This window comes from Colwellia sp. BRX8-4 (assembly GCF_014077345.1).
In the GTDB taxonomy this organism is placed as follows: Bacteria; Pseudomonadota; Gammaproteobacteria; order Enterobacterales; family Alteromonadaceae; genus Colwellia_A.
Window position 1 is genome coordinate 85,246 of record NZ_JACGVS010000018.1, and the last position, 15,498, is coordinate 100,743.

Annotated in this window: 14 protein-coding genes and 1 pseudogene; 7 read left to right on the top strand and 8 right to left on the bottom strand. The window is 38.7% G+C overall.

The genetic code is table 11. From position 1 onward, the window contains the following. The first annotated feature begins 55 nt into the window (after positions 1–55). From H4J56_RS14920 to H4J56_RS14935, 4 genes are read left to right on the top strand one after another with little or no spacing between them, the layout of a single operon-like run. Positions 56–1,237 carry an efflux RND transporter periplasmic adaptor subunit gene (locus tag H4J56_RS14920; protein ID WP_182175705.1) on the top strand — a complete coding sequence of 394 codons (1,182 nt, stop codon included), beginning with the start codon at positions 56–58 and terminating at the stop codon, positions 1,235–1,237. Positions 1,238–1,246: 9 nt separating this feature from the next. Further along, positions 1,247–4,390, top strand: coding sequence for an efflux RND transporter permease subunit (locus H4J56_RS14925; protein ID WP_182259536.1), 3,144 nt, complete (start codon positions 1,247–1,249; stop codon positions 4,388–4,390). A gap of 3 nt (positions 4,391–4,393) precedes the next feature. Continuing rightward, positions 4,394–5,830 carry a TolC family protein gene (locus H4J56_RS14930; RefSeq protein ID WP_182244277.1) on the top strand — a complete coding sequence of 479 codons (1,437 nt, stop codon included), beginning with the start codon at positions 4,394–4,396 and terminating at the stop codon, positions 5,828–5,830. Positions 5,831–5,845: 15 nt separating this feature from the next. Beyond that, on the top strand, positions 5,846–6,874 hold the full coding sequence (locus tag H4J56_RS14935) for a zinc-binding dehydrogenase (protein ID WP_182244278.1): 1,029 nt from the start codon (positions 5,846–5,848) through the stop codon (positions 6,872–6,874). A 25-nt stretch (positions 6,875–6,899) separates the two neighbouring features. On the opposite strand, the gene H4J56_RS14940 is transcribed toward H4J56_RS14935, so the two are convergent. Then, positions 6,900–7,673, bottom strand: a complete 774-nt coding sequence (locus H4J56_RS14940; RefSeq protein WP_182244279.1) for an ABC transporter substrate-binding protein — start codon at positions 7,671–7,673, stop codon at positions 6,900–6,902. Between the two features lie 768 nt (positions 7,674–8,441). On the opposite strand from H4J56_RS14940, the gene H4J56_RS14945 reads away from it, so the two are divergent. From H4J56_RS14945 to H4J56_RS14955, 3 genes are read left to right on the top strand one after another with little or no spacing between them, the layout of a single operon-like run. Beyond that, on the top strand, positions 8,442–9,167 hold the full coding sequence (locus H4J56_RS14945) for a 5-oxoprolinase subunit PxpA (RefSeq protein WP_182222388.1): 726 nt from the start codon (positions 8,442–8,444) through the stop codon (positions 9,165–9,167). Continuing rightward, positions 9,167–9,871: a 5-oxoprolinase subunit PxpB gene (gene pxpB, locus H4J56_RS14950; protein ID WP_182230636.1), complete on the top strand. Its 705-nt coding sequence runs from the start codon at positions 9,167–9,169 to the stop codon at positions 9,869–9,871. The genes H4J56_RS14945 and pxpB overlap by 1 nt, the downstream gene beginning before the upstream one ends. Beyond that, on the top strand, positions 9,864–10,844 hold the full coding sequence (locus H4J56_RS14955) for a biotin-dependent carboxyltransferase family protein (protein ID WP_182230637.1): 981 nt from the start codon (positions 9,864–9,866) through the stop codon (positions 10,842–10,844). The genes pxpB and H4J56_RS14955 overlap by 8 nt, the downstream gene beginning before the upstream one ends. A 49-nt stretch (positions 10,845–10,893) precedes the next feature. Here the strand turns inward: H4J56_RS14955 and H4J56_RS14960 are convergent, their stop codons facing one another. The 7 genes and pseudogenes from H4J56_RS14960 to rimO all read right to left on the bottom strand — a co-directional run. Beyond that, positions 10,894–11,139 (bottom strand): hypothetical protein, encoded by a 246-nt coding sequence (locus H4J56_RS14960; RefSeq protein ID WP_182259537.1) that lies wholly within the window; start codon positions 11,137–11,139, stop codon positions 10,894–10,896. A 209-nt stretch (positions 11,140–11,348) separates the two neighbouring features. After that, on the bottom strand, positions 11,349–11,798 hold the full coding sequence (locus H4J56_RS14965) for a hypothetical protein (protein WP_182259538.1): 450 nt from the start codon (positions 11,796–11,798) through the stop codon (positions 11,349–11,351). A 190-nt stretch (positions 11,799–11,988) separates the two neighbouring features. Further along, complete coding sequence (locus H4J56_RS14970) at positions 11,989–12,438, bottom strand: methyltransferase (protein WP_310733698.1); 450 nt, start codon at positions 12,436–12,438, stop codon at positions 11,989–11,991. Positions 12,439–12,672: 234 nt separating this feature from the next. Then, positions 12,673–13,287 (bottom strand): MarC family protein, encoded by a 615-nt coding sequence (locus H4J56_RS14975; RefSeq protein WP_182244283.1) that lies wholly within the window; start codon positions 13,285–13,287, stop codon positions 12,673–12,675. 312 nt (positions 13,288–13,599) lie between these two features. After that, a complete protein-coding gene (locus H4J56_RS14980) occupies positions 13,600–14,292 on the bottom strand; it encodes an SOS response-associated peptidase family protein (protein ID WP_182259539.1) in 693 nt (230 codons plus the stop codon). Positions 14,293–14,486: 194 nt separating this feature from the next. Next, the gene (locus H4J56_RS14985; RefSeq protein ID WP_182259540.1) at positions 14,487–15,191 is read right to left on the bottom strand and encodes a porin; all 705 of its coding nucleotides are present in this window, start codon (positions 15,189–15,191) and stop codon (positions 14,487–14,489) included. A 148-nt stretch (positions 15,192–15,339) separates the two neighbouring features. After that, positions 15,340–15,498 (bottom strand): annotated as a pseudogene (rimO, locus tag H4J56_RS19780) (30S ribosomal protein S12 methylthiotransferase RimO); the annotation flags it as partial.

Below are 15,498 nucleotides of genomic sequence, written 5' to 3' on the forward strand. Positions count from 1 at the left end.
TTTTATCAACAGGTTTGTTACGTAAAATTGCGCTCAAATTAAAAGAGGTCTTATTATGAATAAACATTTAATCGCAGTAGCTATTGCTATGGCAAGCTTAACTTTATTAGGTTGCTCAGAAGCGCCTAGTCAAAAAACACAGCAGCAACAACTACAGTCGATTGATGTGGCAGAAGTGCTAGTCAAATCTGTACAAAATTGGCACACCTATACCACCCACTTAGAAGCACCTGAGCAAGTTGCTTTGAAACCACGTGTTTCAGGGGTAATAGAGTCGATTGCTTTTGATGAGGGTCAGCAAATTAAAACGGGCGACCTACTGTTTAAACTAGATGATCGACCCTTTTTAGCTATTGTTGCTAGCCTTCAAGCACAAGTTAACAGTGCAAAAGCTGCATTTGATCAAGCCAAAAGTGAAGAAGAACGTGCAATACGTTTAACTCAACGAAAAGCGATATCCACTGAACAAGCAGAGTCTCGCACGTCAACATTACGTCAGCGCGAAGCACAACTCGCCGCATTACAAGCACAATTAACAGCAGCACAACTTGATTTAGAATTTACCGCTATTCGTTCACCTATCGACGGTATTATTTCTCGCGCCAACATTACCAAAGGCAATAACATTATCGCCGGACAAAGTGTGCTAACAACGATTGTTTCTAACCAAGCGATGTTTGCTTACTTTGACATTGATGAGCGCACTTGGAATAGCGATTTTGCTAATATTAGTGCCTCCGATCAGCAAAAAGTCATGATGCAAAAAGTAGGACAAAGTGAGTTTGCTTACCAAGGCTATATTGATTTTATTGATAACCAAATAAATTCGGCAACCGGCACATTGCGGGTAAGAGCGGTATTTAATGAAGAGAAAAACCAACTCCGTGCAGGCTCTTTTGCGCGCATCAAGTTGGCTGCAAATGCCATTACCGAAAAAATTATCGTGCCTTCACGCGCTATTGGTACCGACTTAAAAAATAATTTTGTTTTAACTGTTGGTGAAAATAATATTTTGCAATATAAGCTGGTTAAATTGGGTGAGCGTTACGGCAGTTTACAGGCGATTACTTCTGGGCTAAAAGCAACGGATGTTATTGCTGTTAATGGTCCTGCCCGCGTAGGTCCAGGCATGCCTGTCGCACCTAATAATGTCACCATTGATAGTGCTGGTATTGCCTTTACTTTATCACCTGTTGCTGATGCCAGTTTAACGGCAAAACTAACGTCAGAAGAATAAGAGTTAACCATGAACTTTTCACATTTTTTTATACAACGCCCGATATTTGCAGCTGTCTTGTCATTTGTCATTCTGCTTGCTGGTGGACTTTCACTTTTTCAACTACCCGTTAGTGAATACCCTGGTGTTGTGCCACCAACCGTGGTGGTTACGGCAAATTACCCAGGGGCAAACCCTTCGGTTATTGCACAAACAGTGGCAACCCCACTTGAGCAAGAAATCAACGGCACTGAAAACATGCTATACATGTTTTCACAAGCCACTGGCGATGGTCGTATGACCTTAACGGTGACGTTTGCTCTTGGAACTGATCTAGATCGCGCGCAAGTACAAGTACAAAATAGCGTTAATAGTGCATTATCTCGCTTACCAGAAGAAGTGCAACGTCTGGGTGTGGTTGCAGAAAAATCATCGCCTGATTTAGCTATGGTGGTACATTTATATTCACCCCAAGAAAGCCATGATATCGCATATTTATCTAACTACGCCGATCTCTACGTTAAAGATAAAATCTCCCGCTTACCCGGCGTTGGTGATATAAAATTATTTGGTGGTGGTCAATATTCGATGCGCGTTTGGCTTAACCCAGATGCATTAGCTGCGCGTGAATTAACCGCAACCGATGTTATTAATGCATTACGTGAGCAAAACCAACAAGTTGCTGCCGGTAGTTTAGGCTCTCAACCTGCTGCTAACGACAGTGAATTTCAAGTATTACTCAATGTAAAAGGCCGTCTTGATAACATTGAAGAGTTTGAACAAGTTATTATTAAAGTCGGCGAACAAGGCCAGCTTACTCGATTAAAAGATGTCGCTCGTGTTGACCTAGGACAAAATACTTATGCCTTGCGTGCCATGTTAGACGGGCAACCTGCTTTAGCTATGCCTATTTTTCAACGACCTGGTTCTAATGCTATTGAGTTATCAGATCAAGTACGGGCAACTATGGCGTTATTATCTGAAGACTTCCCTGCTGGTGTCGAATACGACATAGTTTACGATCCCACTATTTTCGTCCGTGACTCTATCGATGCAGTAATAACGACCTTAATTGAAGCCATTGTTTTAGTTGTGATTGTGGTAATACTATTTTTACAAACATGGCGTGCTTCAATTATCCCGTTAATTGCCGTACCCGTGTCGTTAATTGGTACCTTTGCGGTAATGCAATTACTTGGCGTTTCAATTAACACCCTATCACTTTTTGGTTTAGTACTGGCAATAGGTATTGTCGTCGATGACGCTATTGTTGTCGTTGAGAATGTCGAGCGTAACATCGAAAAAGGGCTAAGCCCTTTAGAAGCAACACGCGTTGCCATGACAGAAGTCACCGGACCTATTATCGCTATCGCCTTAGTATTAAGTGCGGTATTTATACCAACGGCATTTATTAGTGGCCTATCGGGGCAATTTTATAAACAATTTGCCTTAACTATTACGATATCAACGATAATATCGGCCTTTAACTCTTTAACGTTATCGCCAGCATTGGCGGCATTGTTATTAAAATCACACGATAGTAAACCAGACCGATTAACACGCCTACTTAATAAACTTTTTGGCCGTTGGTTATTCGCGCCTTTTAACCGTGTTTTTGAACGTGGTAGCCATGGTTATCAGAAGCTGGTTAAAAAATTAATGCGTATGAGTGTTATCGTTATTGTTGCCTATATCGCACTCTTGGGTGGAACGGTACAGTTATTTAGCAGTGTGCCCGGTGGCTTTATTCCAGCACAGGATAAACAATATCTTATCGCTATTGCTCAATTACCTGACGCAGCAAGTCTTGACCGTACCCATGCGGTGGTTAGAGAAATGGAAAAAATTGCTCTAGATATACCAGGTGTTGCTCATACTGTTGCTTTTCCTGGCTTGTCGATCAATGGTTTTACTAATAGTCCTAATAGTGCGATTGTTTTTCTTCCTTTAGATGCTTTTTCTCTGCGAACTGATGATAGTAAATCAGCTATGGCAATTGCAGCGCAATTAAACCAACGTTTTACAGCCATAGATGAAGCTTTTGTTGCGGTATTTACACCACCACCAATCCAAGGTTTAGGTACAACCGGCGGCTTTAAGTTACAAATTGAAGACCGTGGTAACAAAGGCTTTGAAGTGTTATTTAATAGCTTACAGGCAGTTATTGACAAAGCAAGACAAGACCCTGCATTGGTAGGACTGTTTTCAAGTTTTAGAATTCAAGTTCCACAAATGGATATAGATATCGACCGTGAACAAGCCTTAATACAAGGAATTCCACTTGATGAAGTCTTTAATGCCCTGCAAGTCTATTTAGGCTCAGTTTATGTCAATGACTTCAATATGTTTGGTCGTACTTATCAAGTAAAAGCGCAAGCAGAAGCTGAGTTTCGCCAAGACCCTGAACAAATATTAAACCTCAAAGTGCGCAATCGCCATGGTGATATGGTGCCGTTAGGTTCTGTTTTAACCGTAACGCCAACAACAGGTCCAGACCGTGTAATGCATTACAATGGTTACCCAAGTGCTGAGCTTAATGGTAGCCCTGCCCCTGGTTATAGTTCAGACCAAGCACAAACGGCAATAGAAGGTATATTGGCCAATACCCTACCCAAAGGTATTGCTTATGAATGGACAGAAGTGACTTACCAACAAATATTAGCCGGCAACACTATGGTGTATGTTTTTCCGCTAGTGGTGCTTTTAGTCTTTATGGTTTTAGCTGCACAATATGAAAGTTTGCGTTTACCTTTAGCCATTATTCTCATTGTACCCATGACTATATTCTCTGCTTTGTTAGGTGTTTGGCTCGTTGGTTCAGACAACAATATTTTCACCCAAATTGCGTTAATTGTTCTGGTCGCACTGGCCTCGAAAAATGCTATTTTAATGGTAGAGTTTGCTAAGGATCAAAACGAGCAAGGCTTATCTCACTTTGACGCTATTATTGAGTCATGTAAGCTGCGTTTACGTCCAATACTCATGACTTCGATAGCCTTTACGGCTGGTGTACTACCGTTAGTTTTTGCTACAGGTGCTGGAGCAGAAATGCGCCATGCTATGGGTAATGCGGTGTTCTCAGGCATGATAGGCGTGACTGTATTTGGCCTGCTCTTTACGCCAGTATTTTATATTTTAGTGACCAAGACTAAACAAAAAAAGGTTGAGGAGTAGCCAATGATTAAGTTACTTACCCGTAGTTTAAAAGCCAAGCAATTTAGCGCTAAACCGCTAAAAACCAAGTTAACTGTCGGTGTCGTTTTAGTCGCCAGCTTATTATCGGGATGTGCCACCAAAATTGATGAGCAACAGCATCAACAATTAATGAAAAGTTTTATTGCTGATGCTGATATAGCCACACAGTTGACCGGTCAAGACGAGATTAATTGGTGGCAACAACTCAACTCAGTACAATTGAATCAATTGATTAAAGATGCACTTACCAATAACCATGACTTAAAAACAAGTCAGTTACAATTGCAAAGTGCTTTAGCTAAACTCAAGGTAGAAAAGAGTGATTTTCTACCACAAGGTGGGCTTGAGATTGGTGCGCAACGCACCAGCATAGCTGATAATATTAGTCGTCAATCAAGTGCTAATCTAGCCTTAAGTTGGCAACTCGATTTATTTGGTCGTATTAATGCGTTAGTTGATGCCGCCAATGCATCAGCGATGAGCCAGGCTGAACAATTACGCGCCTTGCAAATCGAAGTGATTTCGTCTGTTGTTAAAGGTTTCATTAGTTATCAGGGCAATATGCAAAAGCAAGAGATTATTAGTCTGCAAGTTGCTGCGCTTAAAAAAAGTATCTTGGTTCTTTCCGCCAGGGTTGAAGAAGGCATTGCTAATGAACTTGACTTAAACCGCACTCGTGCCCAGTTAAGTCAACAACAAGCATTATTACCTGAAACAAGTTATGCATTATATAACGATTTATCTACGTTGGCCTTATTAACCGGTCGTTTAAGCGGCGATATAAAGCTTAATAATGAACAAAAGATCTTTGACTTACCCTTTGAGGTCACTTTAGCGCAACCCAGTTCGGCTATAGCTTTACGTCCTGATATTAGCGAAGCCTTATATCAATTTAGCCAAGCTAATTCGTTAAGTGTAGCCGCAAGTAAAGCCTTGTTACCTGACATTAGTTTAAGTGCCTTTGTTGGTGTGCTAAGCCTTGGCAGTAGTCAATTAAATAATAGCCAGCATCAATGGCAAGTCGCGCCACAAATACAATGGTCATTATTAAGCTATCCAGCTTTACTGGCGCAACGTGACGCGCAGCAATATTTAAGTGAAGCGGCTTATAGCCAATATCAGCAGGTTGTTTTAGCGGCTATTAATGACAGTGAACTATCGTTACAATTGCTGACAAAGCACCTTGAACAAAAACGCTTTGCAGATAAACGTTTTCAATTTGCTCATCAAGCTTTTATGCAAGCTAACGCTATGTATCAAGAGGGGCAAATTCCTTACTTAGAGTTGTTAGATGCGCGGCAGGATGTTTTAATAGCCCAAGAAAATGCAGTAAACGCGACCATTTCTTCATCTCTGGCCAAAGTAAGTGCCTATCAGGCTTTTAATGGTCGGTGGAGTTACGGTTTAATCACCTTGTAAAGTTTGAGTTTTTTTATGCTAACTACTGAGATATTGCCCAACATTGACCAACCTACTTCTATGCGAGCTATAGTGCTTGAAAAGGCAAACGAAAAAATCCATTTATCTGATGTGCAATTGCCGTTACCTGAGTGCGATGAACACGAGCTGTTAGTTAAGGTTGAATATGTAGGTCTCAATCCTATTGATGCTCATTTCGCTAAAAGTGGATTTTCTCAATGGCAATATCCTCATATTCTTGGTTTAGATGCAGTTGGCATTGTCGTTCAAGCTAAAAAAGGCCTGTTTCCTAATATTGGCGACCGCGTTATGTGGCATGCCAATATTGGTCAACAAGGCGTGCTAAGTGAGTACGCTAAAGTCCCTAACTTTGCCGTTTCTATTGTGCCAAAAAATGTTACAGCAAGTGAAGCGGCAACACTTCCTTGTGCCGGTATGACGGCTTTAATTGCTTTAGATAAATTACAAGTAGTACAAGGCGATACTATTTTAATTGAGGCTGGTGCAGGTGCTGTTGGGCAATTTGCTATTCAGTTTGCCAAGGAACGTGGTGCAGATGTGTTTACCACGGCTGCTAAGCATAATCATAAATTAGTAAAGAAACTCGGTGCTGATGCAATATTTGATTACCACGATAAAAAACTTTGTCAAAAAATTCGCCTAGCATTAGGACCACAAGGTTTTGATGCAGTTCTTGACTCTGTTGGTGGTGACTCAACAATGCGTAATATTGAGCTGATGAGGTTTTGTGGTCGTATTGCTTGCTTGCGTCCCTTGCCTAACATTGACCAAGAGCTCATGTTTAGAAAAGCGCCCAATATCGGCATAGTATCACTCGCTGGTGCGTGGTTAGCCAATAGCTTGTGCGCACAACAAAAAATGAGTTTTAAGAGTAATCAATTACTTGATGCACTAGCAAAAGGCAGTATTCAAACGCCTGATATTACCTTAATTGAATTTAACGCACAGCAGGTTTCTCGTGCCCTGCACATTCAAGTTGATGGAGGTTTTACCGGTAAACAAGTGGTAAAAATACTTGCCTGAGGGTTTTATTTAGTCCGTTGGCTGGCTACTTTTTTGAGTGCCAATCTGAGATACCATAACGCTGCAATATTTTTGACAGTTGTCCTTTTTTTCTTAGTTTTATTAAGCCTTTATCAAAGGCACTAATATATTTAAGCTTAGTGTCTGGTGCAAAGCCGATAAAAAGAGGAACAAATATACCTTGGGTACCGGCATATTGTAAGTTAGTGATTTTTTTATCCTGAATTTCATATTCAACATTAAAACGCGAATCAAGCAGCACAGTTATACGCTGCTTACTGAGCATTTTTAAAGCACTGGATAACGGCTTATCTCCCGAGGCTAAAAATATAAATTCACCCGAGGTTTCTTTTAGGCGACTCACTGCACTGCCGTATTCATAGCCATTAATAAGCCCAAGAATATTGCCCTGTTCAATGAAGTTTTTAAGGTTCTCTATGGTAGAAAATTTCCATTGAGTTTCGTTACTAACATAAAAGTCATTATACAAGCCGCCATAAACTTGTTGGCTTTGCCTTAAATCAAAAGCTTCAATGTGTTCTTTTGTTAAAGCGAGGACCATGTCTAACTTTGATTGTTGAAGAAGCCTTAATGAACGAGCCAGCGGCATAAGGGTAAAATTAACATCATAGTCTTGAGCTTCAGCAATTTCACTGATGATTTCAATTAATATACCTGGCTTATCATCTTCATTACAAATGTAAGGACACCATTCGTCTGAAGCAATGTTTATGGTGTCATTTGCCCCAACTTGCAGTGACCATGAAAAAACAATAAATAATATATATTTATACGGCATTTAGCACCATCGTTTTTACCTAATTTCAACGGTGAAATTAGGTAAAACCCCATAAGAATGTAAGTAGATCTATTGGTATATTAATAATTATAACAATAGTCAGCTATTAGCTTGTTAAAGATTAGCTTATTTTTAACTTTAACTTTAACAGAAACGACCGATTACTTGTTACTAGGGTCAAAAGTAACAATACCAATTTATACCTTACAGGCATTGCTAATGTAAAGTCGCTCGTCAAACAACTGGCCATTCATCCCATGATTGTAATCAATACACCCCGTTATTTTATCATGTCAGTGGCAACTACCTATTTGAAAACCTAGCATTAAATCAAGTCTTTGCCTTAACAGGACTACAGACCATAACTGCCGGTAAAGTCTAAAACAATGACATTAACACATGCAAGGAAATGTACAGGTAACATTTTATCTTATTACTTGCGAAAATAAATTATGTAGGATCAATAGGTACACAAAAATGATCATTTATTGAACTGGCAAGTGTCTTATTGCATTGATTTTATTGTTGTACACTCCCAAAAGTATCATTAACATCTTTTTATATTTATCTCAGCCATTTGATTTAAGTAATCTAGCCTCTCTTATTTAGATACTATTAGCCTTATACACCTAAAATTTAGTAAGATGCTGGCTAATCTTTGTCACTTAATAGCATGCTAAAGATTTAAAATAACGATGCTTGGTCAGAGTATCGTTAAAGTAATCATAATTCTTCACTGCATATACGGTAATATTTTTAGGAAATGAAATGAAGTTAAATTGCGACCTCGGCGAAAGTTTTGGCTCTTGGAATATGGGCTCAGACGCAAAAGTAATGCCGCACATTGATCAAGCAAATATTGCTTGTGGCTTCCATGCCGGCGATCCTTTGGTCATGCAAAAAACATTACAATTAGCTAAGCAGCACAACGTTAGTGTTGGCGCTCATCCTAGTTACCCTGATTTAGTTGGTTTTGGTCGTCGCTCAATGAAGTGCTCCACAGAAGAAATTATTGCGTTAGTTTTATATCAGGTGGCGGCTATTGATGGCGTTGCTCAGTCTTTAGATATTGAGCTTAGCTATGTAAAACCTCATGGTGCACTATATAACGACATGATGACTAATATTGAAGTGCGCGAGGCGATACTTTCAGCCATAGCCCAATATCACAAACCACTTAAGCTAATGATACAAGCAAGCTCAAATATTAAAAAACATCGCGCTCAAGCAGAAAAATTTAACGTGGAAATACTCACTGAAGCCTTTGCTGACAGATGCTACAACGATGATGGCAGTTTGTTATCACGCAACATAACAGGTGCGGTGCATAATAGAGAAAAAATGATCGCACAAGTTAAACTGTTAAAAGAGCAAAGCAGTGTCATCACTATTAATGGTAAGCGCTTACCTTTAGAAGTAGACAGCTTGTGTGTGCACGGTGACAACCTCGAGGGCGTAGAAGCAATAGCCACTATTAGGGAGCTTATTCGTTAATGTCAGCAACATTTAAAATAGAAATTGCCGGTGAAAACAGCTTGATCCTTTATTTTGACCAACCCGTTAATGATGAAGTTGCCGCAAAAGTACAGCAAGCACAATGGCTGATCAGGCAAGAGATGAGCAATGATATTATTGATTTAATACCATCTTATGCTTCAATATTAGTGATGTTTAATTTACACAATATCGACCATCATCAGATCACTAACAAATTGCAAAAGCTATTAATAAACTCACCAATAATTAATCATAATCAAGGGGCACTCATCGAATTACCTGTTTATTATTCGAGCGAGTCAGGACCCGATTTAGCGGCTATGGCTAAATCTAAAGATTTAACCATAGAGCAAATAATTACCCTACATCAGCAACAAGAATATAACGTATATGCTATTGGCTTTGCGCCGGGCTTTGCTTATTTAGGCGAAGTTGATCAGCGTATTGCGATGCCTAGATTAAACACTCCTCGTATAAAAGTGCCTAAAGGAGCTGTTGGTATTGCTGACAGGCAAACAGCTGTTTATCCAAGTACTTCTCCTGGCGGTTGGAATATTATTGGTCTTTGCCCTATTGAAATGTTTAACGCCAATAAAGCGCCAACAATGCCCGTTCAAGTAGGTGATAGGGTTAAATTTAAAGCGATTTCCAAAGATGATTTTTTTGCACTAGGTGGTGTATTAGGTGCAACATATGATTAGTCAAAGTAAAGCTTCTTTAAGAAGACCGGCAATAAACTTAGGTTTTATTGTTAAACGACCAGGCATGTTAAGTCTTGTTCAAGATGAGGGTCGTTATGGTGCTTTTAATGTCGGTTTAACCAATGGTGGTCCGATTGATAAGCTGGCTTTTCACTGGGCAAACCGCTTATGTAATAATGCCCTTAATGTTAGTGCTATTGAAGTGAGTGTTGGTGGTTTTGCCATCATTGCACAAGTAGATGCTGTTATTGCCGTAACAGGCGCTGACATGCCATTAACCATTAACGGTCAAGTAAAAACGTTATGGCGCAGTTATCAGGTGAAAGCCGGTGACTTAATCGAACTAGGTTTTACTAACCTTGGTATGCGAAGTTATTTTGCTGTTGCTGGTGGTTTTAATATAACACCCAGTTTTGGCAGCACTGCAACCGTTTGCCGTGAAGGTATCGGGGGATTAAAGGGCAAAAAATTAGCCGCGAACGATATACTCCCTTGTGTAACAACAAAAGATTCTCAATTAGTTAGTTTATCTATAGAAGACCAACCTAAATATAGCCAAGAAGTACTGCTGCGTATTATTCCTAGTTATCAGCAACATCATTTCAGTGTAGAACAGCAAAAATTGTTTTTTTCAAGTGAATATAGCGTTGGTAAAAGCTTTGATCGGATGGGTTATCGTTTAGAAGGTCAAAAAATTGTCTCTGATATTAACGGCATCTTATCAGAGGGTATTTGTCATGGTGCCGTGCAAATTCCTAGCGATGGCCAACCAATAGTATTAATGAATGATCGTCAAACAATTGGTGGCTACCCTAAAATCGGTGCAGTTATATCCATTGATACCGCCAAATTAGGTCAGTTATCTCAAGGCGGTAAAGTACGCTTTGCGCCTATTACGATGGAAAAGGCACGTGAACTTATTCTCGAAGATTTAAGCTTATTTGAACAAACCCAAGTTAGCGTCTGTGATTAATATAAGTCACACAAATAAGCTATTGGTTTAGTTTGAAGCTATGGTTGTATTACTTAGCGCGAGTAAAGACCTGCTTATAGTAATAATGCAAAACATTACCAGAAGCGAGTACAGGGAAAATAATAGAACTTAATAAATTAGCCCACTGCCCTGTTGATGGCTCAAGTAGAACTAAACTAACCAATAGACTTAGACCAAGCCCAAAAAGTGCACATAATACAACAACGCCGAATAAAACGATTTTACTGGTAAAATAACAATCATCTTCTGCTAACTTTTTAACACCTACACCCATTAACTGCCCTTATTAAGCTAACAACTTATTATAACTGTGTTTCATTATATCTATAAAAATTAGAATAATACCTAATAAAAACAATATCACACTAATAATAATGAAGAAGCTTACGTTTATTAGTACTTTAACTGCAGATATTAACTCGTCTAGTTCTACAGTTGATTTTGATTTGTATCGCTATTTGGGCTTTCATATTTGGTCGCTCTTCAACGTTGATACTCAGTAGCGTTTTTAGCCAAGCCTTGATTTATTTTATGTTGCATATAAACCACATGTAACAACGATGTAATAAACGGGTTTAACCAAAGTTTGTCTCCTTTATTAGCGCCTGCAATTAGATTAATACGATTACGCACCATAATTATCCAGGTGATATCGAAAATAGATGAGATAATATGAAAACCTAAGGTGAAATTTAAAATACCAGGCTCTTGCCAGTTTACTAGTGCGTGAATTAGAGTGCTAAACGAAATAATATATAAAAATATAGTGATAAAAATAAAAGTCTTAGATATTTTTAACGCTGTATGTTTATTAATTTGCTTAGACAACAGGTAGAGCTTATATATCAAATATGAGCCGATACTTAGAATACAAAGAGCTAAAGTCTTTGTTACTGACGCAATATCAAAAACGCCCATAAATCCATTTTTCATTTATTCTCCAAAGGTAAAACACACTAATACTATTTAGCTACACTCCAATAAGGAGAGGTTAAAAGTTTACTGAAATGTTGAACGAAATAAAAACAGCCAATTGTTAATTTTCATTATTGAGTGGCTTGTCAGCTAGATACTGAAATTTAGAATATAGTATATCGTCATTACGCCTTAATAAAGCCAAAGCTCATTTTGGTTGCCAATGGTATACGTAAATAGGTGTTTGATAGAAGTCTCTAAGCCTGATGACTCTTGTTGGTTGACATAAAGGTAAGGCGAAGGTGTTACTCACAATAGTAACCTTATTAAAGACTTCATCTACTAACTTTTCTTGAAGAGCGACCATGCCTTCAGGAAAAAGGTAACAAACTAGGGTCGAGGCAGTACTGAGATCAGCGTTTTTAAAGTCTTTACGAAAGAGAGTAAGGTTATCTAAACGTAAACTGTGTTTCAAAATTTTTGAAACCAACCACGGAAACCAAGATAACTCGTAGCCGATAACTTGCTGATTGGGGTGTTTTTGGGCAACAGCTATAACCAGCGTGCCCCAACCAGAGCCTAGATCAATTAAAGGTCCTTTTTCATACGTATCTATTTCAGCAAGCATGGTTTTGCACGCTTTGCTTGAACTCATCATAGGGGAAATCCCCGTTTTCAGCGTACTCCAAACAATGGATAATACTATTAGAATAACTATGACAAGAAGTATTAGAGAAAAAAAGTCCATGTTAACAATAGCCTAAAATAGTTGAACGCTGATGATTTCGCTTACACCTAACACCGCAACAAGCGGAAAAAGCCAACTGTTCATTTTACCTTTAATAAAAATTAACAAGATACTCATCCTAAATGTGAGTTAATTTCCCCCTACCTATAGCAGTTTATAATAATCACCAAAGCCGGCTAAAATATTCGTGATAGCAATAGATGAAAGAATGAGTCCCATAACTCGACTAATCACACTTGCTCCACTTGTCCCTATAATGCGGTTAATGAAGCCAGCGAGTAACATTAAGATATAAACTAAAATTAGGACAGATAACATAACTAATGCAGTTTGCGTTTGCTCCCAGAGTGAATATACAGAATTTTTAGTTAAGAGTACGGCCGCTAGCATGGCTCCGGGGCTTGCAATGGAAGGAACCGCAAGTGGAAATATGGCAGTTTCTTTATGGGAGTTTTGTAATGATTTTATTTCTTCATCGGGTTTACTATCGCCAAAAATCATATTGAGAGCAAAAAGAAACAAAACGATCCCTCCAGATATTTGAAATGCGGGTAATGGAATGGATAACGCCGTTAAGACTATTTCACCAACAATCAAGAAAAACAACAACACACACGCAGAGACAATGGTGGCGAGTAAGGCAACACGACGCTTAGTTTTTTGGTCATATTGAGCTGTTACAGCTATAAATACTGGTATTGTGCCAATTGGATCTACAACAGCAAAGAATGTTATAAAAACCGCTAAAATATCTATCATTTTACATGTCCCCCAGATTTAGAAAAGTTTAAAACACGATTGTATTATTTAAGTCGAAAACTGGTGAAGTATACAAGATATAGACTTTCTAAACGATTTTAATTAAGGTAATTATCCCTTCTTAAAGATTGATCCCCTCAATAATACCTTAGGCTTTTCAAAATATTACATCAACTAAGTCTAAATAAGAAACGGTTATTAAACACACAACACCAGCTTTTAAATGTGCTTCTACGCTAAAACCTTCTGTTCCTTTTACGCTATTTACATCTACTATCAATTATCTCAGATAACTTAGTGTATTATCGACTTTCAATCATAAGGAATTGTTTGCGGCAAAGAAATTGGCTGATGAGTCATGGGTCTATCAATTTGATGGGCAATCAAAGACTGAGACAAACGCGGATGTAACAAATGTTCAAATTGATCAAGTTCATCACATTGTGGATCTAACCACTTGTCTATGAGTGATAAATTTTGCGGGAGTATCAGTGGCATGGCTTTGCTGTGGATATGTTTTAATTTTTCATGTGCGGGCAGTGTTATCACCGAGCAACTGAGTTTTATTTCACCCGTTTTAATGTGCTGCCATGTTCTATACAAGCCCCCCAATATTAAACCGCCAGACTCTGCTTGCATATCAAAGTAATGAACCGGCTTTTTATCGACAAATTCAGTTTCACCAAAGCCTTTAACGGCAATAATACACCTAGCGCTCCGATACGCCTGATAACCTGCACTTTGGGGAGTATTAAGCTTATCAAATCGGGTATTAAATGAAGTAAACCGAGAGGGTTTAAAGTCATTTTCAGTTTGATCTAGCAATAACCACCACATAGCATTTTCTACTCGGCGTTGTTCACCCACATTCCTCACAATGGAAACAGTGTCTGCAGCTTTAACAAAGCGACGACCAATCGGCCTATCGATAACCTTATTTATTTTTAAGCGGGTATAAAGCTTTTTTACACCGCTATCAAACGTCGTATTCAACCGACCACACATAATACTATCCTTATTTATATCGGCCAGTGTAGCAACGAATATTAGCTGTGTCTTGCCAACGAATGTAACAAGTTGGTGTTAAAGAGAAAATGACTTAGTGACGACTGATGATTAAAAAGAAGATGTTTTTAATGATAAAAGTGAGCCTATTCAACTCACTTTCATATGACTAACAAGGGTAGTTACCCAATTAGTTAAAAACGATAGGTAGCGTAAACACCTGCCACACGATCAAAATTATTATCATATTGATAACCATTTTCTTGGGCATCGAAGCTTGAATAACCAACAAACATCCCAATGTCGGTCTGTTTGCTGTAATTATAATTAACACCAAGACTAACTTCATGAGCGGATTTTTGCTGAAAGTCTTTTAAATCTCGATAAGTATAGTTAACGTTAGCCGTCCAATCTTTTGCTAAGTGGGTTTGCACACCAACAGAGTAACGGTATTCATCTTTATTTTGTAGCTTCTCTTCATCCCACTTTACATAACCTAAAGAAAAAATCAGAGCTAAGTTTTTATCAAAGACATACTTACCCTTTAAGTCGGTACCATAAGCAACCGAATCTCCATTAATGGTTGATTCTTGAAAGCCCCTTAAACCTAACCCAACCGCTAACTCAAAGCCTGCTTCATTGTCAGGGCGAGCTAAAAGTCGGTAACTAATACCATTCAAACCAATCGTTAAATTGTCAGTCAGCCCGTAGCCCAGATTTAAATTTAGCGCTGCGTGTCTTTCATCCTTCTCTTCTCCCCACGCTAAGGTACCACTGACGGCAATGGTGCCATCAGTTAATGTTAAAGGTCTTAATATTGGATTGGTAGGATATTCAGTTTCTGCAAAAACAGTCGATGAAGCTAAAAGTAATACCGTGCTAATAAGTGATTTGTTCATAATAATTGTTCCCTAAAGTTTATGTTTTGTAATTTATGGGGGTATTATAAAAACTTATTGCGTTCGGTTCCTGAGGCTTTTTGTCTATCAAATGTCAGCGTTGTGTGAAAAATTGTAAGAAAGAGCAATCCGATGGAAGTCATTACTCATCAATACAAGCGTTATGAACAGGCTTGGTCACCTGTTTGTGTACTTGTGTTAACACTTCATCGTAAGCATTAGGTCCTGTAACGCCTAAAACATTAGGATGTAATTCGATGATTTCGTCTTTCTTAACGCCTAAACAGCCAGTAACCAATACTTTACC

Excerpts from the sequence above, each read along its gene's own strand:
- H4J56_RS14925 (WP_182259536.1), top strand. The coding sequence starts at position 1,247 with ATGAACTTTTCACATTTTTTTATACAACGCCCGATATTTGCAGCTGTC.
- pxpB (WP_182230636.1), top strand. The coding sequence starts at position 9,167 with ATGTCAGCAACATTTAAAATAGAAATTGCCGGTGAAAACAGCTTGATC.
- H4J56_RS14930 (WP_182244277.1), top strand. The coding sequence starts at position 4,394 with ATGATTAAGTTACTTACCCGTAGTTTAAAAGCCAAGCAATTTAGCGCT.
- H4J56_RS14920 (WP_182175705.1), top strand. The coding sequence starts at position 56 with ATGAATAAACATTTAATCGCAGTAGCTATTGCTATGGCAAGCTTAACT.
- H4J56_RS14975 (WP_182244283.1), bottom strand. The coding sequence starts at position 13,287 with ATGATAGATATTTTAGCGGTTTTTATAACATTCTTTGCTGTTGTAGAT.
- H4J56_RS14980 (WP_182259539.1), bottom strand. The coding sequence starts at position 14,292 with ATGTGTGGTCGGTTGAATACGACGTTTGATAGCGGTGTAAAAAAGCTT.
- H4J56_RS14960 (WP_182259537.1), bottom strand. The coding sequence starts at position 11,139 with ATGGGTGTAGGTGTTAAAAAGTTAGCAGAAGATGATTGTTATTTTACC.
- H4J56_RS14935 (WP_182244278.1), top strand. The coding sequence starts at position 5,846 with ATGCTAACTACTGAGATATTGCCCAACATTGACCAACCTACTTCTATG.
- H4J56_RS14945 (WP_182222388.1), top strand. The coding sequence starts at position 8,442 with ATGAAGTTAAATTGCGACCTCGGCGAAAGTTTTGGCTCTTGGAATATG.
- H4J56_RS14985 (WP_182259540.1), bottom strand. The coding sequence starts at position 15,191 with ATGAACAAATCACTTATTAGCACGGTATTACTTTTAGCTTCATCGACT.
- H4J56_RS14970 (WP_310733698.1), bottom strand. The coding sequence starts at position 12,438 with ATGATGAGTTCAAGCAAAGCGTGCAAAACCATGCTTGCTGAAATAGAT.
- H4J56_RS14955 (WP_182230637.1), top strand. The coding sequence starts at position 9,864 with ATGATTAGTCAAAGTAAAGCTTCTTTAAGAAGACCGGCAATAAACTTA.
- H4J56_RS14940 (WP_182244279.1), bottom strand. The coding sequence starts at position 7,673 with ATGCCGTATAAATATATATTATTTATTGTTTTTTCATGGTCACTGCAA.
- H4J56_RS14965 (WP_182259538.1), bottom strand. The coding sequence starts at position 11,798 with ATGAAAAATGGATTTATGGGCGTTTTTGATATTGCGTCAGTAACAAAG.